Here is a 22,629-nt window from a genome sequence, read left to right as displayed (position 1 = left end):
ACAACCTTGCCAACAGCCGCTGCACATCACATATTGACGCGGGTTTGGGGGATGTCGGAATTGGATATGACGGTCGCCCTATGTCGCCATTCAACAGCGAAGACAAAATAGCCAGCAGGTCCGCGCTGCCCCCCGACAAGGAACGGCGCCGTATGCCGCGCCCGCCTCCCGACGAGCCCGCTCCACCGACCCAACCAGCGCTCGAACCCCTTTATTTCTCGACGCGTGATCTGGCGGTCGAGAGTCAATTTGCTGCTTGGCAAGCACATGTGGCGCCGTTGGTCGACGTCAGGTTGCCCGATGGGATGTCCGTGGATGAAGGCTTTTGCGCCGACCACACGGCCTGGAATCTCGGCAGCATGCTGTTCGTCCAACAGCATGCGCCGGCTCACAGTTACGCCCGCGCAGCCAGCAAACTGCGATCGAGCCCGATTGATCACTGGGTCGTTGTATTGCCGCGCACTGGCCGGGCGTGGACCGAGGTCGATGAGCGGGTCGTGGAAGGGCAACCGGGCAAGGTCGAGTTCAGGTCGCTTGGCCATCCTTTTCGCGGTCGGGCAACGGAGTCCAAAAGCGTTACTCTCTACATGCCGCGCGACCTGTTCACAGACGCCGCGGCAACTCTCGACGCGAAGAACAATTCCGTTCTGTCGGGCAATTTCGCCAACCTCGTTATCGATTACGTCAATGGCGTCGAAGCAAGGCTGCAGAGCCTCACCGCGGAAGAATTACCCACCGTCATCCAGGCGACGCGCGACATGATCTTGGCTGGCCTGTCCCCGTCAGCAGGACGAGCCGTCCAGCAGCAGATGAGCGTCGCACTGATGGAGCGTGCGCGCCGATACGTTCAACGCAATCTCAATTCCCTGGCTTTGACACCCGATACCCTCTGCCGGGAACTTGGGGTCTCGCGCACCCGACTCTATCAATTGTTCGAGCCGAGTGGCGGCGTTCTTCACTACATACAAAAGCGGCGGCTCCTCGCGGCCCATGCCGCACTCAGCGACCCGGCAAACAGGCAGCGCATCATCGACATTGCTGAGACCGTCGGCTTCAGCTCGGCTGCCAACTTCAGCAGAGCATTCAGCAGTGAGTTCGGCTACAGCCCTCGCGAGGCCCGCAATGTAGCCACGCCTGCCCGTCTAGCCCATGCCGTTTCTCTCGCGGAGCAAGATAGAACCCGCTCATTCGAGGAATGGCTCAAGATGCTTGGAAGCTGATTGCCGGTCACCAAAGTTCCGCAAGGTGACAGCGGCCAGTCACCGGAACCGCTTGCGAGCGGGTTTGATGGCGCGCCGCCAAGTGCACCATTGACCCCACGCAAGATCATGACTGAAGGGACAAGATAGCACGCCGAAGCTTTGCGGCTGGAGCTTGCGCGGGAACTCTCCAACGTCAGCCGCGCGTGCGAGGCGATGGGCTGCCCCAGGCGGCAGGTCCAATCCGCCGCAATTCCAGACCTATGGCGCGGACCTGAAAGACCTGCTGCCCGGCGCCATCGCACCGCATCGCGCGCAGGTGCTTATCCTGGCGCAGATATCCACCCCGCATCGCGCAGAGAAAACGCCGGCGTGGCCAACCATAGACGTCGACGGCCCGGTGGGGCAAACGGCACGCGGCTACGCAGATCACCCCTTCATGGGCTTGCTTAACAATTCAGCTCTTCGGAGCCGAAGCTGCTTCCTTCGTCAACCTTGTTGCTCAGGAAGACGCGCCTGCTGGCCAAAGAAATACGCAATTGTAGCGCTTTAGCCCGGACGGCTTGAGAGGACCGGCTGAGCGTTCGAGCAATGAGACTGACCCGAATGCCAGCTGCGGCCAGCCGCCTCAGTTCTTCCACATCCCTGTCCGTCCAACGTTTCAAGCGATTCTCGTCCATTCTCCGCCCTGCCCGAGTTTCGGTTTCCGCATTGAACGCGGGGCGTTATCCTCGCAAGATCAATGCAAGTATGCTTCTCATGTATAGACTTGTAAGGCTCGCATATTTACGTGCCATCCCAGAGATGTCGTTAGCTTCGCATCCATAAACTTATCCTTGGATCCATTTGGTTCACGGCCCCAGCCTACAAAGTCTAGCCGATGCGAGCCGAGCGTTCGGATCAAGCGCAAGCCAGATCGATGAACCACGCGACCTGCAGAGCGGACATGCTGGCGGGGCTGAACGACCGACTGTTGCTGTTCGAACTGCCGCAACAGGGGGTTCACCTCGGGAGTGTTCGACCGCACGATGTCGCCCTCGTTGGCGTCCGGCAGCAGCGCCCGGCCATTTGCACGGAAGAGGTAGAAGCCATCCGTTTGCACAGGCTGCCAATCGCCAGCAGGTAAATTACAATGGTAAGGGTCTCTCGGGCGCTGACCACGGATGTACTGGCAGCGCTTTGAGAGAGGCCGCAGATGCCCGGCGTGACGACCAGCAAATCCGCCGGCAACAGGTGTATATTCGGGCGGCCTGCCCGGATCGGCAAGGGGGATTCCAACATGCCTCAAGTTGCACAGCCGTTCTTCAAAACCGGAATTGTTTGGCTGATCGTTGGCATCGCCATTGGACTTCACATGGGAATCTCTGGGGATCACCGTGCATTTCCGGCTCATGCGCATATCAATCTGCTTGGTTGGGTGACGAGCACCCTTTTCGGGGGGTACTGCGCGCTTAACCCGGCGAAGGCGCAGCGAAAGCTCGCCGTGGCTCATTAGAACGCGGCCGAATGGCTCGCTCCCCTAGCGGCCGCCAAGTAACGTCCGAGCCCCCTCGGGCCAACTCTTCAAGGGCCGAGGGAGGGCCATGAACCGCTGATCCCTCAAGGGTTCTACCAATACGACCTGCATGCCTGGCTGCTCAAGGACAATCCGCTGGGAATATTCAGCCCGACCGATCGACCCATCTCGACATCACTTGCGAGGACGCGAGGACGCGGAGTTTTCCCTGCTGGAAATGTCGACAAGCTAGCTGGTGACGGCGCCCTGACGTCCAATGGATACTATGAGGGATCCGTTCCTGCCCGACAGCCTGCCAGGACAGGCTAAAACAGGCGTGACAATTCGGCTAACCCAGCGATCGTCGCGACCGCCAGCTGCACGGCCGTGAACCACACGAAGAATGTCTGAACCAGCGATAGTGCGAGATCTCGCTGAAGAATGCGGCGGAAAGCCGGTGCCGGTGACCGCATTCGTGCTGTTAGAGAACAGCAAATCCGACCGCGAGCCCCAAAAGCGAGGCGGCAAGGATGATCTCTGTGACATTGATCGACATTGATTCCTCCTCCCCCGTTGCCAGAAGACACGGGAGGCAGTGTCCTGTCCAATCACCTTCGATGGCTTCCTAAAATGTAGGGTGTGTGTCGCGAGAAGAGCGGAGCGGGAGCCGCGTCAGTGCTCATGGGGTTGTTGAGGGCCGAAAACCGGCGTCCGCGGGGCGGGGCCTGGTCTAGGGCGACGTGACGCCGGCCGAGTCCACCTGTATGCGGATGGCGTGAAACGCTGGATCCTCGCCCAATTCTCCTTAGCGACGGCGCGGCCAACAGAATTTCATTCATGATGGTGGCCTATCGCCAGAATGCGATTCGGCCCCTCGGTGTTTGCATCCACGGCCGAGTCCATTGTTTGGCTCCGCTCAGAACGTAGCTAGAGAAAACAAAATCGGCATCCATTCCTTTTGAGAAACAGCGGCAGGACACCGGCCAATGCGATATTTGAGGGGCATGGCAATTAGCTATCGCAAATTAACAGCCGCTTATAGCCCAGAGGCAGGGATGCAGGTCCGCCCTTGGCCTGCGCATCCAAGGTGCCTTGTCGGCAGTGACAGCCTCAATCCGCTGTCTACCGCAACCACCGCGGCGTCAGTTTGCCTTGGACCTGTCGACGGGCTTGAGGGCATCGTCGATGATCTTGCCCAACTGGTCGCGCAGCGCTTGTGCAAAGCGAAGGTCAAAACGAAGACGCGCACAAACACGTGCCTCCGGCGGGTTGCCGACATCAACGACACTTTGGGCTAGCGACAGATAAACAACTCCTGCGAAATGTCGCGCCTCAACGAAAAGGCTGGGAACAACCGGGGCAACGGCGTCCTCAATGAGCAGCCACTCCTCGTCTGCGACCCGCAATGTCTTTCCGCTTTTTACGACTTCCTTGGCCATCAGGCGTTCCTCACAGGATAAGTTTTGACGGGGAACGAGCGTAAATGAGCGGCCGCGAAAGCGGTAGTGCTTTACCGGCGCTTGATCAATTCCTCCGCCTGTGGCGGTGCGAATGGGCAGACCTCGGGGCGCCTGCTCCATCACATCAAATATCGGCTACCATGACTGCCGGATCGCCGGATTCGATCCGGCAAGGGCAATTGGACCCTCCGACCTGTTGACAACAGTGCATGGCATGGGCAACCGCCAAGCGTCGCCATCACGCCAACTTCAGGACAGTGGTCTGGCTGTTGTGGAAGGTGGGTTTCATCCGGAAGCTCCCGGCGGGAGCAGGACGGCCGACATGAAAGCCTTGGACTTTATCGATGCCGAATTCTCGCATAAGCGCCATCTGCTCATCGGTTTCGACGCCTTCTACCAAGATTTTGTGACCGCGATTGCGGATCAGGGCAATAATGTCTTGGAGCATCGCCCTTCCCCTCGGGGCGCCGCAATCGTGAAGAAACGAGCGGTCAATCTTCACCGTATCGAACTCGATTAAACGAAGCCATGAAAGACCCGCGAAGCCCGTCCCGAAGTCGTCAAGCCATATCCTGATTCCTAGCAGCTTTAGGTCGCTGATGCAGCGAAGAATGTCCGAATGCATCTCCATCTCCAGTCCTTCGGTGATTTCGAAGGCCAGCCTACTGCCGGCTACGCCTGTCTCGCCCAAGATTGCCGCAACAGACGTTGCGAAGCCGGGTGTCTTGAGCTGAATTGGAGACACGTTGACGCTAACGACGCGGACGTGGTCGTCCGCCAAGAGTTCACAGCACACGGTCCTTATCGCCCAGCGTCCGAGCTCCAGGATCGCGCCAGTTCGTTCCGCCACGGGAATGAATAGGCTGGGCGGAACCGACGTGCCGTCCAGCATTCTGAGGCGCATGAGTGCCTCGACACCTTCAACTCGGCCCGTCGCGACATTCTGGATAGGTTGATAAACGAGCGAAACGAGACTCTGGCCGATTGCGATCTTGAGCAAAGCCGCAATGTTCTCACTCTCATCGCTGCTTTGGGGATCGCTTGGATCGAACAGCCGAGCACAATTTCGACCGCCTGCTTTTGCCAGATAAAGTGCGCGATCGGCCTCGTTGATGATCTTCTCAAGCTTGGCGCCAGTCTGCATTCTGGTGAATGCAGCACCAACGCTCACGGTCACAATCGAGATACCGTCTCGCCGCTGCTCGTGGGTGAGTGCGAGGTTTTCCACCGTGCAGCGAATGGCTTCGGCAATGTCTGCAACCTGTTCTTTTTTCTCCATGCGAGCCAGAACAATGAATTCTTCACCGCCGTAGCGGCCGATTGATCCGTTATGCTGCTTGATCAAATCGCTAAGCGCATTGGCGACAAGGATTAGGCAGCGGTCGCCTTCTTGATGGCCATAACAGTCATTGAACTTTTTGAAGAAATCCACGTCAATGAGGATTGTCACAAAGTTACGGCCAAACCTTTGCCACTCACTCCAGTAATCCCGCAGCTTCTCGTCAATTGCCCGGCGGTTCTCCAGACCTGTAAGCGGATCTGTTCTCGACAGACTCAACAGGGCCTGTCCCCGTTCAGTGGCTTCCTTGTGCTGTATTCTGGCTTCCAGGGCATTCAGGAAGACGTTGTATCGCTCTTCGTTCAGCTTCCAATTTACGTAGGAGGTAAACGTGAAGCACGAAACGTAAAACGTCCCGAGTGCGATCTGGTAAGGCCCATTGGATGGGAACAAATACAACGCGACGAAGCAAGCTACGAGGATTACACCGGACGATATCACCGAAAGGAGAAACTGGAATCGAAAGAACAGATTGGCTCCCATCATGAAGATGGAACCGAAAATCATGAAGTAAGAGAAATTTTGCGTGTACCCTGTCGTGATTGCGGGAACCAACCATGCTACGTAGCCCGAGACCAGCGCGGTCGCGCAGGTAAAATCGAGCCATTGGGTTTTGAAACCCAATCGGGACTGCATTTCGAGAGTGGCCAGCGCGGTCGCGCTGACCGCAAAGCGCGCGGCAATCGTGTAGGCCGCGACATCGGGAATGAGCACTATATCGATGATGGAAAACAGCAGATAGACCGCGACCGCGAGCCAAAGCCCCTGCCGGGCAGCCTTTCTGCGGGCGCCCTCGCCCTCCTTCAAATAGAGCGTACGCAGCTCTCCCGAGAGTGGCTCTTGCCGTTGCTGAGGGATATCTTCCTCAATCAGATCGGCCAACGTTTGGGTCATGCAGTGATCCTGGTGTGCCCCGGCTGAATTGGAATTCGTCGCCCGTTTCACTGATGGCGCTGGCATTTGGCATTCCTGGCGCCAGGCTGCAAAAATGAGGATACAGGGACGCTCTTACGGAATATTGCGCGAGACAGGCTACTTTTTCTTAAAATTTGCGATTAGCCGTTAAAGGAGGCGGTCGTTCCGGCGCGAGGACTCATTGCTCGACGTTGTCGAAAAATCGCGCCACCCGGAGCGGGCAGTAACCACTAAGAAAGCGAAGCGTGGCGGACATTTCCACGCTAAGCGTCCACGTCGACCCACGCTAAAGTTTGTACCCGCCGGCCAGACTTTAACAGCCCCGCTTCAAGACTTTGCCGTACACGATATTTCGGTTCGACCCATAGAATACTTGAGCTTCTACGCAATTCATGTCGACTGCGGCTTTGATGATGTCCCACATGTCGTCAGCTGAACGCAGGATGAGCGGCCAATCCATGAAAGTCTCCATGTAGCCATCAGTCGTGATTTCATCGCTGAAATTGGCAAAGAGGAATTCGCCGCCGGGCTTGACCAGTTCCATGGCTCTCTGAAGCAGCCGGACGCCGACGGCCCGCGGCAGGTAGTCATAAAGACCCGACGCGTAGACCAGATCAAATGCGCCAAGGGTGTAGGCGCGGCGAAGAATGCCTCGCACGGAGCCCTCAACAGCCTCCACTGCCGTGCCGGCCAAATCTCGGTTCACGATGCCGACGCTAACCGGATCCTGGTCCAGACCGACCCAGCGCTTCAATTTCCCCTCAGAGAGCGCCTCGGAAAGTTCTGCTTCGCGAAGGTGACCGCACGCGATCGCAAGCACCTCCGCATGCTTTACCCGGCGGGCTGTTTCGTCCACCGTCCTGGCCAGGATGTTCCGTCGCTCCCGTCCGGCTGCAGAACTGGCAGCCTCGCTCGTATAGGCGTAGATCTCCCGGCCAAGCGGGGATGACAAAGCCACCAACCCTTCGGCGCTGCGGTGCTTGTAATAAATGTCCAGAAGGCTTGCGTCGCCCGAATACCCGCGCGGCTTTTGGAAGGACCAGCGCGTGAACGGATCTTCCATCAAGTATTCCGCGACACGATGTTGCTGGGCTAAGGGAATGAGGCGTTGCCAAACCGCTGGAGCAGCCCGCCTACGAAGATCGTGGAGTCGGCCCGCCAGACGCTCCACTATCGACCCGGCCGGCTCCTTCCTGGCGAAGGCTTGGTGAGCGAGGTCGAGTACTAGTGCGAGTTGTGCCGTCCGCTCCTTAAGTTCGTCGGCGTCGACAGTGTCGCTCGATCCGGCGCTATGCCGCTTAACCAATTTAGAGGTTATCAGGCTGTGCTCGTCGAGTTTCACTTCCGCGTTTCGCGCCATGCGGCCCCCCTTCGCTCCACACGCCAACGACTGTAGGCAGGCAACATGCGATGGTTTTAATAAAAGTTTAGTTAAATAGGCTCGCGTTCGGTGCCGCCCGCGGTGGCCGCCTTGACAGCGACAATCCAATCGATCTTCGAGAATGCCCGCGAGAGGCGCCTCCCCCTGATCCCATTTGAATGGAAGAAGGAAAGCCTGTGTCTGCCCGGAGGCGTGGGCTTTATGCGTTCCGGTTTTGGGAGGAGCGGAACGCGAACCGGTGGCCACCGAGGGCGACAGGCGGGGCGCCGGTCATGCAGCCGGAGTGTGAAATCAACCGTTGCGGAGCCAAACCGGCGACGCCTGGAATGATTCGAGCGTCGGTACTCAATTCTTGTGATGGACGCGCGGCGGCTAACTCGGCCTTAAGCCGGCGCGCCGCAGATCGCGCCTGGGGAATGTGTTTCAGTGCCGCGGCGGCGCAACGCCTCAATGCTCCATGCGCCTAAGGGCCTGCCCAGCCTGGGCGCGGTCGCCGGAAGGACGGGACTTTCCACCCGACGATCTGCCCACTTTCTGGAGTGCATCTACAGTGTGCAATTCTAAATAAATTGGTTCCGGCACGCCGCAAAGGCGGTGGTAGCTGCTCTGCAGCCGGCCTCTCTCCGGAGGCGCGGCTTGCGTTTTACGTGCGCAACGAGGGAACTTCAAAGCCTGGGCGACCAGTTCAATAACCGGCGTCCTCCCAGGTATTCTCCTTTTGCCATTCGGTCGATGTGGTCCCTCAGGTTAAGCATGCCACCGAACTTCTTGGCGACCCGCACGCTGAGCCCCGTGAGAACAAGGCCGTCCAGTTCGGCGGGCCATCCGGTGAACTTGTCGTACACCGTCCACAGCTCGTCGGGATCCTTTTGGATATCGTAGCGTCGGGGCATTTGCGGACGTTGGGGGCAGGTTGGAAGTCCTGGCAAGTCCGCCGAAAGCGGGATCGCCCGAAAGAATTAGGATCCACCAAAGGGCGTAAAAACTACTCGGAACGAGATATCGGTGGGCAGTTGTGAGGCTTTCAAGGTGTCCCCTCATTTGCCCTTGGAGCAAGAACCCCGCCGTTGCCGCTCCGTCGCGCGGCGGGTTTCTTGCGTTCTGGAGAGGCGCAATGGGCCGACCCAGCCAGGTGTGTAGCGGCGAGCTTTTGAGGAGGAGCCCTCTCCTCAGGCTCATGTGCGAGCCACCATCCGACGCAATGGTCGCATCAAATGCCGACTTCCACAATCGGACCAACGGCCATCCGAGACGAGGCATCATGCCGGCTTGATATTCTGGTTGACGCGGAAAAAGTTGGTCGGATCGTATTTGCCTTTTAAGGACACGAGGCGATCGTAGTTGTCACCATACGTTGCCCTCAGGCGGCTGTCGTCCTCGTCCTCCATCATGAAGTTGACGTAGCCTCCCCGATCCGAATAAGGGTGAATGGCTTCCCAATAGCCCTTTGTCCAGCGGGTGATCTCGCCCGCCATTTGCGGGTTGGCGTCGATGCCTGCAATGACCATCGACCACGTCGCATTGCGCGTGTTCCAGGCTGTGTCGTTCCTGGCCACACGATGCACCGCGCCATCGATTGGATAAAGATGCATGAGCGAAAGCGCACTTGGGAGTTTTCTCGCTTGCGCAATATGGACTTCGATCGCCTCGTCCGTCAGCTCCTTGACGAAGTCGCCGCGCCAGTACCATTGCAGGCCTTTGGGAAAGAACGGATCGAACATCGACTGCAGTGCGGGAAAAGGCATGGCGCTCATCCAGTTGAAGAGCGGCGCTGGCAACTTGCCGAGCAAGGCGCCCATGACCGCCTCGCCTGTTTCAGCCGGTCCGTTGTAGCAGGATATGATGGCGCATGCTTGCTTGCCCTGGTGTTCAGCGGGAAACGGGTCGACCGGCGGGACGGTTTTCAAGCCGACGAATGCGCCTAGCTCCTCGGGTGCCGTAGGCAGAAAATCCCGATAGGCGCGCATGACGGTGGCGGCATCCTCGAGATCCCAGAAAACCGGGCCGGCAAAGACCATGCCCACGGGATGCGCCTGGAACAGGAAGCTCGTGACAATGCCGAAATTCCCGCCGCCGCCGCGAAGGCCCCAGTATAGATCGGAGTTCTCCGACTGGCTGGCAGTGACAATAGTGCCGTCGGCCAGCACGACATCGGCTTCGAGCAGATTGTCGATTGTGAGCCCGTATTTGCGGCTCAGATAACCGGTGCCGCCACCCAATGCTAGCCCGGCTATCCCCGTGGTGGAGACGATGCCGGCTGGCACCGCCAGCCCATAAACATGCGTCGCGTGGTCGACATCGCCCTGCGTGCAACCGGGCTCCACCCGGACAGTGCGTTTGGCTGCATCTATACGTACGCCCTTCATCATCGCCATGTCGATCAGCAGCCCGTCGTCGACGCTGCCGAAACCCGGTCCGCTGTGGCCCCCGCCACGGATGGCGACGCGAAGACCGTTTTCACGTGCGAAATTGACTGCCATGACAACATCGGCGACATCTGCGCAACGCGCAATCAGCTGCGGTTGCTTGTCGATCATTCCGTTGTAGAGGCTGCGCACAGCGTCATAGTCAGAATCTGTTCGGCCGATGACTGGACCGCGCATGGTCGCAACAAGGGCTTCGGTAGCTGTCTGCTGCATGGTTCCCTCCCTGGAGTGGCGGTTTTTGCTCAAATCATGTCAGCGCCGATAAGAGAGAGGCCTACTGCCACTACGAAGCAGATACCGCGGATTTTTGATCCGCGAGTCGACGCCAATGCGATCGTCGAAGTCAGCCAGATCGGTCCGGAGGTTTTCGCGGCCGAAGCAAGCCGTCAACCGCGAAAGAATACGCCTCCCTGCGCTGGATAGCCATGGGACCTTTCATACTTTCGTCAAATATGCCGCCCGCTGTCTTTTAGAGCTATTTGGAATCTCCGTTTTACCACTTACGATCGCAGAGTTAGTGCTTATACCACTGCCGATAGACTGCCGCACGGCCAGCGGGTCCACAGGACCGTCGTGCGCGACACCGCCGCCGAGCCTTCTCGATCTCCGGCTGTGTTACTGCTGCAAAGGTCGTGTCAGTTCGCCAAGTAGCGTCCCGGCCTGGCGCAGGTCGGGCGTGTCAAAGCCCTCAGCAAGCCAATCATAGATCGGCGCGAGCACATCCAATGCCTTGTTGTGTTCGTTGCGCTCGGCCCAAAACCGAGCGAGCGCAGCGCGGGCCCGCAGTTCAAGCATCTTCGCGCCCTGATCGGTGGCGATCTCCATCGCCCGCTTGAAGGCCGCTTCGGCTTCCTCGCGAGCATCGCCGGAAGGATCGAGCAGCAGCAGTTCGCCGCGCACGCGCTCGAGCTCGGCATTGCACCAGGTCTCGCGATTTGCTTTCGCGATTTGAGCCGCTTTGGCTATGAGTCTGAGCCCGGCATCCCTCCGACCGGCTTTGTGCTGGATGGTGGCAAGCATGCATAGGTAGTGCGGCATTCGCAGCAAGGCGCCGGTCGCTCTGAATTCCTTCAGCGCCGCGCGATAGGCGGCGGCCGCCTCCTGGAACCGACCCTGTTCGGCGATCGCCCATGCCCGCACAAGCGCGCCCCATGCACCATAGTAGTCGAAGCGATATTCCAGGCACAGGCTGCGGGCTTCCTCGGCGGCCTCGAGCGCCGCCTCCGGCTCGCGCCGAAACTGATGCAGCATTGCGAGGTAAGCGAGGGCGATCGCTATGCTGAAGGGGCGCGCGCCTTCCCGGGCGATCACAAGCCCCTCCTCGGCGGTTTGCAAGGCGCCATCAGGATAGCCGAGATGCCAGTCGCAGTGGGAGATATAGGCGCGGCAGAAGGTGCTCATGTTGATGCCGTAAAGTTCCGAGGGGTGGCGGCCGCGATGCTCGCAAACGTCCATACCCTGCTGAAGCCAGGAACGGGCGGCCTGGAAGTCCCCGAGGTGAAAGGTTACTGCCCCGGCGAAATGGTAGGCTTCGACGAGCATTGCCGGGTCGCCGTGCCGGCGCGCGGGACCGACCGCTTCGTCAATCAGCTGCTTTGCCTCGCGAAGATTGGCGCGCACATGATAGACGTATCCGAGCCCTCTTATCGCAGTGAAGAGATCGGCGTCGCTGCTAAGCTCTCGGCTCAGCTCCTGGGCGCGATGATACACCGCCTCCGCCTCGCTTGACGCAAATCCCTTCGTGGCCAGGAGCGGGCCGCCGAGCGCCAACTGCAGGGACAATTCCGACCGCAAACGAGGCTCGCCGGAAGGAAGCGCTGCAAGGCTCGCCAGCCCCGACCGCAGATGCGCGATTGCTTCCACATTGGCCGAACGGCCCGCCGCCAGTCGGCCGGCCCGAAGCCAATATTCGACCGCCCTTTCGAAAAGCCCAGCCTCATGGAAGTGGCGCGCGACCAGTTCGGGCCGTGTGTCTATCGTTTGGGGAAAGTCTCTCTCGAGCGCCGTGGCGAGCTTCGCATGCAACTCCTGGCGACGCGTTCGCAGCAGGCTCTGATAGGCGGCGTCACGCACCAGCGCATGCTTGAAGATGTAGGTGGCCGCGGGAGGAATGCCGCGACGGAAGACAAGCTCGGCCGCGACGAGACGATCCAGCGCGGCGCCAAGCTCGGCTTCCGGCAGCGGAACGATTGCGGCAAGCAGCTCATGATTGAACTCGCGGCCAATACAGGCGCCGATCTGTGCTATCTCCTTCACCGGGGCGAGCCGGTCGAGGCGGGCCATCAGCGAGTCGTGCAGCGTTGCCGGTATCGCCAGCGGCGGGAGTGGCGCATCCAGGATGTAGCGTTCGCCCGTGTCGCTGAGCAATCCGGATTCAAGCACGGCCTTGGTCAGTTCCTCGGTGAAGAGCGGCACACCCTCCGTCCGCGCCAGGATTTGCTCGAGCACTTCCCTCGGCAGCGGCTTGCCGCCAGTGACCCGTTCGACCAGCGACCGCGCCTGCGCCTGCGCCAAGCGGTTCAAGGTGAGCAGCGTGACATGCGGAAAGCCGGTCCAGGGCGGCGACAGCTCCGGCCGGAACGTGGCAATTAGGAGCACCGGCAGGCGCTGAAGACGCTCGACGATCTGATCGAAGAGCTCGCGCGAAGTCGGATCGAGCCAGTGCACGTCCTCAAGCACCATCAGCACTGGACCGCTGCCCGCCAGCGCCTCAAGCTCGGCGAGAAATGCCCGGAAGAGGAGCCCCTTCTTCTGCAGCGGGGACATCGCCGCAAGCTCGTCCCCTGAGCCGGTCGGAATGCCGAGCAGGTCGGCAAAGAGCGCCACCGCGCTGTTAGGCTTTACCGCTGTTTCCTGCAGCAGGGATTCAAGCTTGTCGAGGCGGGTCTCCCAGGTATCATCCGGGGCAAACCCAGCCGCCCGCTCGAGCTGCGTAACGAGGGGAAGAGCGCGCTGTTGGTATGATGCGGCGAGCAAGCATAGGTGAGCGATGCCTTCGGCTCTTCCTGAAGCCGTTCGCGCAGCGCAAGCACCAACCGCGACTTGCCAATGCCGGGCTCGCCCGAAATGAGCGCGACGTGCCCTCCCCCTTGCTTTGCCTGCCGCCAACGCGACAGCACAAGGTCGAGTTCCTCGTCGCGGCCGACGAGCGGGGTGACGCGTGTGCCGTGTAGCGCTTCAAACCGGCTTTCGGTGTTTCCCTCGCCGATTACCCGCCAGGCGTGCACCGCTTCTGCGAAGCCCTTGATCGACGAGGGCCCAAGCGAGGACGACTCGAACAGGTCGCCGACAAGTCGTCGCGTGGTGTCGGCGATGACCACCGCGCCGGCCTCGGCCAGTTCCTGCAGCCGGGCCGCAAGGTTGGGCGTTTCGCCGGCTATGCCGCGCTCCTGCGCCTCACCCGCGCCAGTGAGGTCGCCGACCACCACAAGTCCCGTGGCGATGCCAACGCGGGCATTGAGGGGGGCGCCGACCGCGGTCAGTTCTGAAACGCCCTCGACCAGCGCGAGCCCTGCCCGCACAGCCCGCTCAGCGTCGTCCTCATGGGCCTGGGGATATCCGAAGTAGATGAGCGCGCCATCGCCCATGTATTTGGCGACGAACCCGCCGTGCTTGCTGGCGAGATCGCCGACGCGCGCATGATAGACCCGCAGCAGTTCCTGCATATCCTCTGGATCGAGAGCGGCAGATAAGGCCGTCGAGCCGACGAGGTCACAAAACATAACCGTGAGATGCCGCCGTTCGGCTCGATAAGGAGCCTTTTGGCCAGCCGCCTCCGGTCGCGCCGCCGTCAGTTCGCCTATCGCATCCAGAATCTTTCGCCGGTGGCCGACTGCCGAAACGCCGATCTCTTTCAGGTCGTCCGCTGTCAGGCGGGGCAAGACGTCGAGGTCGACCCCGTTGTCGCGAAATGCCTGCTCGTAGGCCTGCAGGCCGAGTTCGCGCAGCCATTGCCCGATGCTCAAGTCACCTCCGCGCGGGCTCCGCTGGCCTCGTCGAGCGCCTTCACTGACTTTTCCCTTCTTCGGCTGAACGTTTTGATCAGGCCTTCAGCGCCGCCAACCTCGATGGAACCGCCTCTTTAACAATCCGATAGGTACAGAGGCAGGAACGGCGGGTGCCCTCCGTGCCCGGCTCCAGGCTGTTACCAGGGAAACCCGGAGCACGTTAGCGGGCGCTCCTAGGGAGATTGGTCCCGTCGATTGATTATAGAAGTCTAAATTAGCACCGAACGGTCGTTGAGGCGATTTCTATTTCAAACGCCCACTTCAAAAATCCGCAGGCCGGCTGTCCAAGCGCGACTTCCGCAATGTCTTGTGGACGAGTCGTCCTGAACCGAAACGGTCCTGTCAAACGCAATTGGGAGGTTTTCTCCGGCGCCACGGGCGCGGGTACGACCGGAGGAAGAGCAGCAAAAGCTTCGTTGGTTCGTCGCTACTGGTCAGGAGCCCTCGATAATCTGCTGCGGCAATTCTCCAACGTCCACGCGCCAGCATGTAAATTCAGATGCTCTGTGAGATGGCAGAGGGCAGAGAATCCGGAAAGAGGGAAGCAGGCTCTGCGGCCGTGGCGGACGCCCGCATTGGACCCGCCGATTCTCGGAATCGCGGCCGGTTGAACTCCCCCCAATCGCATAGGCACCGTGCGGTCCGGGTCCGAACCGAGCGCTTTCGCCGCTCTATGACCTGCCGTACTGGTCCTCGAAGCGAACGATATCATCCTCGCCCAGATACGACCCGGTCTGAACCTCGATCAATTCGAGCGGAATCTTGCCGGGGTTTTCCAGCGCATGAACCTCGCCAAGCGGGATGTAGGTCGACTGGTTCTCGGTGAGGAGAATGGTTTCGGCGCCCTTATAGACCTTTGCCGTTCCGCGCACGACGACCCAGTGTTCGGCGCGATGGTGATGCATCTGAACCGAGAGCTTTGCGCCGGGTTTCACCGTGATGCGCTTGACCTGGTCGCGACCGCCGAAATCGATGGAATCGTAGTGTCCCCAGGGCCGGTAGACTTCGCGATGGTTGATGTGCTCGCTTCGTCCCTTCGCCTTGATCAGATCGACGATGTCCTTCACCTTCTGGACCTGATCCTTGTGCGCGATCAGCACCGCGTCCTTGGTCTCGACCACAACGAGATCGTTCACGCCGACGATGGCGACGAGGCGGCCATCGGCGCGCACGAGGTTGTTGTTGCTGGAAAGGGACAAGACGTCGCCCTTGAATGCGTTTCCGTCGCCGTCTCGCTCCTGGACATCCCATAAAGCGGACCATGAGCCGATATCGCTCCACCTGGCATCGAGCGGGATGACGACGGCGTCGTCGGTTTTCTCCATCACCGCATAATCTATGGAATCCGCCGGGCAGGTCTTGAAGGCGTCCGCGTCGACGCGCACGAACTGCATGTCCGGCTCGGTGACGGCAATCGAGCGGCTGCAGGCGTCGACAATTTCAGGCCGATGGCGCTTCAGTTCCTCGAGATAGCGGCTGGCGCGGAACATGAACATGCCGCTGTTCCAGTAGTATTTGCCGCTCTTTGCATATTTTTCGGCTGTCTGCCGGTCGGGCTTCTCCTCGAAGCGGCCGACGACGAAGCCGCCGTCGGGAAGCTCCTCTCCGCGCAATATATAGCCATATCCCGTCTCGGCACGGTCCGGCACGATGCCGAAAGTGACCAGCTTTCCCTGCTCGGCAAGTGGCACGGCTTTTTTGACGCTCTCACAAAAGCGATCGACATCCAGGATGAAATGGTCGGCTGCCAGAACGAGCAGAACCGGGTCATCGCCATGTCGCGTGGCAAACAGCGCTGCAAGCGCGATCGCCGGAGCCGTATTGCGGCCGACCGGCTCCAGAAGGATCGATACATCTTCCCGGCCGATCAGCCGCATCTGTTCAGCCGCCAGGAAGCGATGCTCCTCATTGCAGATCAGCAGCGGCGATTCGGCGCCCAATCCGTCGAGCCGGATCGCAGTGTCCTGCAGGAGGGTCCGCTCTCCGGTGAGGGCATGAAATTGCTTGGGGTAAAGCTGGCGCGAAAGCGGCCAAAGTCTCGAGCCGGACCCACCCGCCATGATTACCGGTAGAAACACGGAACCGCCCTCTCTTTGTCTTCATTCTAACTCGCCGGGTCACCTAATTGAATTGCGGCCGCGATGGCAAACACAATTTCGGGCAGACATTTGCAGGCTGTGCCGGCGCGAGGCCCGACATTACCACCCCGAGCCGTGTCCTCGATAGTGACGATTGATCGAAAGGCGGCGATACCAAATGGCCGGCGAGGGGTTGTCGCGGAATGCCGCCAGCCCATAGCTCAGCGCCTTTATCGGCTCGCCGCCGAAGAACGCGGCGCGTGCCGCTGCGAGTCGACGCGGCGAACCGTTGACCAATCCTCGTCCGTGCTGTCCAGACGGTTCGTCGCGCAGTATGCGGTCATCGGCATATTCGCCTCCTGAACGTCGCGATAGGATTTCCATGTCGCATTCATGGCTTCTTGGATTGCATGACCTCAAGAACCCGCCCGCCTTGGTCGGTAGCAGTTTCTCTTGCGCCGTCGCTGCCTGCGCGCGCAGCGGCAGGGGTTGCGCCGGTCTCGTTTCCCTTTTAACGCGGCAAGTGGCATTGCTTGGCTGGCAAGCAGAAATTCGCACCAGGATTGGGAACGAGATGAAATCGCCCTTCAAAGCCTACGACGTACGCGGGCAGATCCCCGATCAGATCAACGTGCCGTTCGCGTATCGCTTCGGGCAGGCCGTTGCCAGCCTGCGCTCGCCTTCAGCCGTCGTCGTCGGACACGACATGCGCCAGGACAGTCCAGCGTTTGCGGAAGCGCTCGCCCAAGGCCTGCTCGACAGCGGCGTGGACGTGCTGCCGGTCGGGCAGTGCGGTACGGAGGAGGTCTATTTCCACACCGCCCGCTCGGGTGCAGACGCCGGCCTGATGGTGACGGCCAGCCACAATCCGGAAAGCTATAACGGCTTCAAGATGGTGCTGAAGGACGCGACGGCGGCGACGCGCGAGAATTCGCTCGATGCGATCGAAGCCCTGGTGCTGTCGGACAGCCCCATCGAAAAAGTGCCGGGCTTCGCTTCCCGCGGCGCGCTCAAGCCTACCCTCGAGCGCACTCCCTATATCGACAGGCTATTGCAGCAGGTGGCGGGCAGCCAGTTGCGACCGATGAAAATCGTCTGCCATGCCGGCAATGGTTGCGCCGGTCCGGTCATCGACCTGATCGAGAAGCACCTGCCATTCGAGTTCATCAAAATCGACCATCAGCCTGATCCGACCTTGCCGAACGGCATACCCAACCCGCTCCTGCCGGAAAAACGCGTCCGCGCGAGCCAGGCGGTGGTCGAGCATGGCGCCGATCTGGGGATAGCATGGGACGGGGATTTCGACCGCTGCTTCCTCTACGACCATCACGGCCGCTTTATCGAGGGGTATTATCTGGTCGGGTTGATTGCCCAGACGGTGCTGGGCGCAAATCCGGGCGCAACCATCCTCTATGATCCGCGTCTGACCTGGAACACAATTGACATGGTGACTGCTGCTGGCGGCGTGGCGAAGCCCTGCCCGACCGGCCATGCCTTCTTCAAGCGCATGATGCGCGAGGAAAATGCAGTCTACGGCGGCGAAATGAGCGCGCACCATTATTTCCGGGATTTCAGCTACTGCGATTCGGGCATGCTGGCATGGCTTGCTGTGGTTGCGGAGCTTTCATCCAGCGGCGCCAGCCTTGCCCAACTCGTTGAGCAGCGCATTGCAAAGTTTCCCTGTTCGGGGGAGATCAATTTCACGGTCGCCGACGCGAAAGTCGCGCAGGAGCGCGTCGCCGAGCACTTCCTCCCTGCAAATCCGCGGGTGGAAGCGATCGACGGGCTGAGCATGGCGTTCGACGACTGGCGCTTCAATCTGCGGGCGTCCAATACCGAACCGCTGCTCAGGCTAAACGTTGAAACCCGCGGAAACGCACGGCTTCTCGCAAAGCAGGTTGCGGAAATTTCGGAGCTTATCGACGCGGCTTAGGTGGCGCAGCCTCGCATCAATCCGATCCGGGACCTGCGCTGCTGAGGCGGGTGACCTGTAGCCGCTGTTGGGGTATAGGCGCGTTCAACAATCGGGCTATTCGGGGTCCGGCCGGTGCTGCTTAACCACGAAAACGGCAGATTTGGCCTCCCACAGCAGCGTGGCGAAGAATGCCTGCAGTCTTGAAGCCTGCTATCGCCCAGAGCGCAGCGACCTTCCTGCGTCGACCAGTCCGGCCGCGCCGGTGATCACCAGATCCGCCGATAAGCCGATTCTCAGGACATCCCTGAGCCCTTCTGCCTACGCCGGAGCGAAGGCCAAACCGTAGGGCGTGCAAGTGGCCGGCAATTTCAATCGCTCCGGCAATCAAGCAATACCAACGGATCCGGTCTCGGTTTTCTCGGCTGCTCTCGAAAAATGAGCCGGTGGTCAGCCGCGTCCGTTCTCCCATTGGTCGACGTGGCGTCTACGCAGTGCGCATCGGCGCCGATTCCAGAGCCGACGCGAGCAGCATTTGCTCGAAGCTCCAGAATGCCGGCGCGGCCTGTGTCGTGACGCGCAATCACTGATCCGTTGATCAGATACCGCCAGGCAAACGACAGTCCCCGCTTCTTCAGCCGTCGTCTCGCAACAATATGAGACCGAAGGGCTTGCCAAGCACCAAGCAGAAGGCCGTTTTGCCGCACCATGTGCGACGGACAGGTTCCAATGTCGAACGCTCGCCATGGGCAAGAACCCTGGGCTTTTCACGAAAGCGGGACTTGGACGCCATGAAGTTGGCGGATTGTATTCAGGTTCCGATGCCGAATGGTGGATCCATCGGCGTTTAAAAAAATGCTGTGCTCTGACTAAACTTTAGCTTCACTCTTGTGCGATAGGCCACCGGCTAGTCGAAGCTGGAGAATCGGGTGCAACGCAGATGGGTTCGAGTTATAGTGCTGACGGCGGCCGGTACCGTCGGCTGCCTGGCATTCTCGCTTTCCTTGCAATTCCTGCTGTTTGGCGGCGAAGACGCCGACATATTTCGGCGGGGCTTGGTGATGGCTTTCATTCTCCCGCTCGCAATCAGCGCGCCGCTGCTTCTTCTGCTTTGCTTGAAGGCGCACGAGCTTTCAGCGCTCAAACAGCAATCCATTGATGAGCGTGCGCAGGACAGCCTCACCTCATGCCTCAACGGTCCGCTTTTCTCGGCCATGGTTGACGCCTACCCCAGCCTGATGGGGTCTAGGGCGGGGCGGCAGACCGGATCGCTCCTGATGGTAGACGTCGACCATTTGCGTGTGCTGAACGAGCGCATTGGCCACCGCGCGGGGGATCAGGCGCTGCGAGTCATTGCCGGGGCAATTCGCTCATCGGTGCGAAGTGGCGACCTGGTCGGACGCATCGGAGGTGATGAATTCGGAGTCTTTTTGCCAGGAGCTACCCGGGACGACGCCGAGAAGGTCGCGGAACGCATCCGGCATTCCATAGCCGAAATGCGTTTTGAGGCGGGCGGGTCGAAGTGGCCACTCAGCGTCAGTGTTGGGGTCGTTCTGTTCGAGACGGAGATTGGTTTAGACGCACTGCTTCGGGCAGCCGGCGAGCAGACTCAGGTTGCCAAAAAAGGAGGCCGCAACCGCATCGAACTCACGCAACTTCGGCACAGCCCTTCGCCCTCTCGGCCTGCGCTCCACTAAGGTGTCCATCGGAACAGAGGGCGAATGTCACCGGATGCCCAATGACGTCGATCGCTCCGCGGCGTCTACAATGGAATATCCGGCCAGAAGAAGTAGAAGCCATCCATTTGCACAGGCTGCCAGTCGCGAGCACGCAGATTACAATGATCGGGTCTCAGGGGCGTTTGACCACGGATGTACTGGCGGCGCTCTGAGAGGCACAAAACGAATGGCTGCGGCCCCTTTGCAAGCGAGGTGACGTAGGCCCTGCTGACCTTGAGGGCTAGTCGAGCGTGAATTCTATGGCGGAAGCAGAGATCATTGTACCGGAGACCTGCCGGGACAGACGTATAGTCCGGGTCGCGGCTATGCAGGAACTCTACATGGTTCTTGAAATGCTCAACGCGCCTGACGACCTCTTGGGAATCGTCAGCCATTGGGCTGATAGCATGGATGATGAGGCCGCCCTCCGGAACCTTCGCGCCGCCTTCGACCAAGACGGCACTATATTAGCGGAAGTGGTCGGACAATTCGAATAAAGACTGAAGCGCGTTCGCTTCATGTGGCCGCCGATCACTGACGGGGCCGTGACGATCTCGACCGCTCGGGTGTCCGCCGGAAGGACCAGCCGCTCTCCATCGCCCCGCAGTGAGGAATGCCGGTACGGTAAGTTCGAGCGCACGCTTATCGGACACCCTTGCGGCGACGCGCGCCATCCGGCTGTCGTGATTGACTCGGTCGAAAAATGTTTCAAGATCGACGTCAACCACGTAGCTGTAGCCCTCGGCAATGTAGCCTTGCTCTTGGGTTGCCGCCCGATGGCGGAGCATCCGGGCGGAAGCCGTGCTCGGAGAACATCAGCGATCAGCCTCCCTCCACCTTCGTAGCCCTCGCCCCGTAGCCTTCCAATTGCTCGATCACGAGACTTTCGTCCCGGGACGGCACCCACCGCAGCGCAACGCTCTCGACGCTATAACTGCCCGCCAGTCTTAGCCCGAGGGCGTCGGCTTCGTCTTCCGGCAGGCCCCGGGTCTTTAATGCGCTTGCGATTCGCGCAACGGAAGCGTTACCAAGGCGTCGCGAAAGTTTCGAGTTGAAACCGAAATGGCGCGCGAGAGGGAGAGAGCGGTAAACACGTCCGACGAGGAAACCAGGAAATCCGGGGGCGCGAACGGCGTGCGGCGCACCGGGAGGTTCGGCATTCGGTAGCAAAAACCACCAAGGTCGCCCTTTCACTGTGTCACAAAGGGCTGGGGGATTTTAGTGCGGTGGGCTTCGGTTGGGGTGAAGTCCCGCCTAACCATCAGTCGCCGCTTTGACGGCTGCCTCTAACCGTTTTGCCGATGCTGTCGCCGCTTTCAGTAGCGTGTTAAAATTGTCGGGAGGATTGCCGCTATCCAGCATACTTTTGAACGTCGCGTAAGCATCTGTTTTGCTGCCGTAGGCCCGCAAGGTTTCATCGTCGTTTACAGCCCAGGTGGCTTTTGCTGCCTAATGACAGGGAAGTTTTCCGAAGGGGACTAGGCCCGCCCCGCTCATCGGCGGCCAAAGCGGCCTCAACAGCCGCACTAACTCCCCGACATTCAGCGCGCCAAACAACGACATAGCGAGATAGCTGGCGGCTTCGTAGTCGGGCCAGGACCGTTCAATCCCGCACCTTGCGCAGTGATCATCCAAGACCTTCGACAGCCGCCAATTGGAACGATCCCGATGAGGTATATAGGCCTGCCTATCCCGGAAAAAGCGGCGGCTCTTTCAAGCGCCCGTTTGCAGTTCATACCGGACATCAGGAAAACTCTCCATCGGATTGGTGTTGCTCGCTAAATTGGATGTAGCGTCACGGGACCAGAGGCCCCGAAACCACACCTTGAAGCCAGCATGCCGTCAACAGGGAGGCCTGCTGTGCACCCGGCGACGCCTGTTCAGAACAGGCTAGGCAGATCTTTCCCGCGCGTGGAGAACGAACACCTGGCGGGTTCGATTCTGGGCAACGTTGAGTGCGTTCTGGCGCCAGACTTGAGATCCGGCGCGTGCGGCTAGCCTCTTCACTGTTTTCTCGCCACAAGCCCGACCGAGCTGGTGAGGCGGCGGCTCGGATTATACCCACGACAGAGCGTTCTACATCTCCAACGGGTGGGACGCGCCTGTCACTCGGCTGTGCCTGCGCTCTGCGGCCAGCAGGCCATCGGCGGCGTCCACGAGACAGGCGGTTCAGTCGTTCCTCACTCTGTCAGCGTGTTCTTGTAGATGACGCCGTCTTTCATGATGATCTTGAAGTTGTTGGCCGGATCGGCCACCAGGTCGATGTTTTCCAGCGGATTGCCTTCGACGAGCAACAGGTCCGCGAGCGCGCCTTCCTCGACGACGCCGAGCTTTCCCGGATAGGGATTGCGCTTGCCGGACAGCGCCAGCAGCTCGGCATTGGTCCCGGTCGCCATGGCAAGCGCTTCGGCGGGCGTGTACCAGCGGGGGAGCGAGGCTAGGATTGCCCCCTGCTGCGCCGCCATCGCGCGCGAGAACAGGACGTCGGTGCCCCACGCCGTCTTAATGTTGTACTTCTTCGCGAGCTTGTAAGTCCTATCGATACCGGGCCATACCTCGTCCGCCTTGGCCCGCTCGACCGAACCCTCCCGGAGGCCTGTCCTCATCATTTCATGAAGCGGCTGCAAGCTCAGCCAGATGCCCTTTTCCGCTATCAACTTGGCGTCGGCCTCGCTCATGAGGAGGCCGTGCTCGATGCA

General features: G+C 60.2%; 14 protein-coding genes and 3 pseudogenes. 6 read left to right on the top strand and 11 right to left on the bottom strand.

Annotated elements, in window-relative coordinates:
• Positions 1-80 precede the first annotated feature (80 nt).
• Complete coding sequence (locus tag MAXJ12_RS24920; protein WP_008838829.1) at positions 81-1,220, top strand: helix-turn-helix domain-containing protein; 1,140 nt, start codon at positions 81-83, stop codon at positions 1,218-1,220.
• A gap of 428 nt (positions 1,221-1,648) precedes the next feature.
• On the opposite strand, the gene MAXJ12_RS24915 is transcribed toward MAXJ12_RS24920, so the two are convergent.
• The gene (locus tag MAXJ12_RS24915) at positions 1,649-1,879 is read right to left on the bottom strand and encodes a hypothetical protein (RefSeq protein ID WP_040587829.1); all 231 of its coding nucleotides are present in this window, start codon (positions 1,877-1,879) and stop codon (positions 1,649-1,651) included.
• 599 nt (positions 1,880-2,478) lie between these two features.
• Between MAXJ12_RS24915 and MAXJ12_RS39160 the strand changes: the two are divergent.
• Positions 2,479-2,685: pseudogene (locus MAXJ12_RS39160) on the top strand (hypothetical protein); the annotation flags it as partial.
• A 1,151-nt stretch (positions 2,686-3,836) separates the two neighbouring features.
• Here the strand turns inward: MAXJ12_RS39160 and MAXJ12_RS24900 are convergent.
• The 8 genes and pseudogenes from MAXJ12_RS24900 to MAXJ12_RS37045 all read right to left on the bottom strand — a co-directional run bounded on the left by MAXJ12_RS24900 (position 3,837) and on the right by MAXJ12_RS37045 (position 16,684).
• Positions 3,837-4,133, bottom strand: coding sequence for a hypothetical protein (locus MAXJ12_RS24900; protein WP_008838826.1), 297 nt, complete (start codon positions 4,131-4,133; stop codon positions 3,837-3,839).
• A gap of 259 nt (positions 4,134-4,392) precedes the next feature.
• Positions 4,393-6,387, bottom strand: coding sequence for a putative bifunctional diguanylate cyclase/phosphodiesterase (locus MAXJ12_RS24895; protein WP_008838825.1), 1,995 nt, complete (start codon positions 6,385-6,387; stop codon positions 4,393-4,395).
• A gap of 334 nt (positions 6,388-6,721) precedes the next feature.
• Positions 6,722-7,768: a class I SAM-dependent methyltransferase gene (locus MAXJ12_RS24890; protein WP_008838824.1), complete on the bottom strand. Its 1,047-nt coding sequence runs from the start codon at positions 7,766-7,768 to the stop codon at positions 6,722-6,724.
• A 686-nt stretch (positions 7,769-8,454) separates the two neighbouring features.
• Positions 8,455-8,682 (bottom strand): hypothetical protein, encoded by a 228-nt coding sequence (locus MAXJ12_RS24885; RefSeq protein WP_008838823.1) that lies wholly within the window; start codon positions 8,680-8,682, stop codon positions 8,455-8,457.
• A 366-nt stretch (positions 8,683-9,048) separates the two neighbouring features.
• Complete coding sequence (locus MAXJ12_RS24880) at positions 9,049-10,428, bottom strand: FAD-binding oxidoreductase (protein ID WP_008838822.1); 1,380 nt, start codon at positions 10,426-10,428, stop codon at positions 9,049-9,051.
• A 402-nt stretch (positions 10,429-10,830) separates the two neighbouring features.
• Positions 10,831-14,180, bottom strand: a pseudogene (locus MAXJ12_RS39880) (adenylate/guanylate cyclase domain-containing protein).
• Positions 14,181-14,893: 713 nt separating this feature from the next.
• Positions 14,894-16,300, bottom strand: a complete 1,407-nt coding sequence (locus MAXJ12_RS24870; RefSeq protein ID WP_008838821.1) for a mannose-1-phosphate guanylyltransferase/mannose-6-phosphate isomerase — start codon at positions 16,298-16,300, stop codon at positions 14,894-14,896.
• Between the two features lie 120 nt (positions 16,301-16,420).
• Positions 16,421-16,684: a hypothetical protein gene (locus MAXJ12_RS37045; protein ID WP_008838820.1), complete on the bottom strand. Its 264-nt coding sequence runs from the start codon at positions 16,682-16,684 to the stop codon at positions 16,421-16,423.
• Positions 16,685-16,874: 190 nt separating this feature from the next.
• Between MAXJ12_RS37045 and MAXJ12_RS24865 the strand changes: the two genes are divergently transcribed.
• The 4 genes and pseudogenes from MAXJ12_RS24865 to MAXJ12_RS37755 all read left to right on the top strand — a co-directional run bounded on the left by MAXJ12_RS24865 (position 16,875) and on the right by MAXJ12_RS37755 (position 20,427).
• Positions 16,875-18,233 carry a phosphohexomutase domain-containing protein gene (locus MAXJ12_RS24865; protein WP_008838819.1) on the top strand — a complete coding sequence of 453 codons (1,359 nt, stop codon included), beginning with the start codon at positions 16,875-16,877 and terminating at the stop codon, positions 18,231-18,233.
• Positions 18,234-18,561: 328 nt separating this feature from the next.
• Positions 18,562-18,802: pseudogene (locus MAXJ12_RS39150) on the top strand (SPOR domain-containing protein); the annotation flags it as partial.
• Positions 18,803-19,168: 366 nt separating this feature from the next.
• Positions 19,169-19,909 carry a GGDEF domain-containing protein gene (locus MAXJ12_RS24860; protein WP_008838818.1) on the top strand — a complete coding sequence of 247 codons (741 nt, stop codon included), beginning with the start codon at positions 19,169-19,171 and terminating at the stop codon, positions 19,907-19,909.
• Between the two features lie 362 nt (positions 19,910-20,271).
• Positions 20,272-20,427: a hypothetical protein gene (locus MAXJ12_RS37755; RefSeq protein WP_157999657.1), complete on the top strand. Its 156-nt coding sequence runs from the start codon at positions 20,272-20,274 to the stop codon at positions 20,425-20,427.
• Positions 20,428-21,184: 757 nt separating this feature from the next.
• Here the strand turns inward: MAXJ12_RS37755 and MAXJ12_RS35655 are convergent.
• Both MAXJ12_RS35655 and MAXJ12_RS24850 read right to left on the bottom strand, forming a co-directional pair.
• Positions 21,185-21,340: a type II toxin-antitoxin system YhaV family toxin gene (locus MAXJ12_RS35655; RefSeq protein ID WP_420492392.1), complete on the bottom strand. Its 156-nt coding sequence runs from the start codon at positions 21,338-21,340 to the stop codon at positions 21,185-21,187.
• A 770-nt stretch (positions 21,341-22,110) separates the two neighbouring features.
• Positions 22,111-22,629: amidohydrolase family protein (locus MAXJ12_RS24850; protein ID WP_008838815.1), on the bottom strand; the 519-nt coding region annotated here is incomplete at its 5' end.

Origin of the sequence: Mesorhizobium alhagi CCNWXJ12-2 (assembly GCF_000236565.1) — a bacterium.
GTDB classification, from domain to species: domain Bacteria; phylum Pseudomonadota; class Alphaproteobacteria; order Rhizobiales; family Rhizobiaceae; genus Allomesorhizobium; species Allomesorhizobium alhagi.
This window is presented reverse-complemented; position numbering and strand designations above follow the sequence as displayed.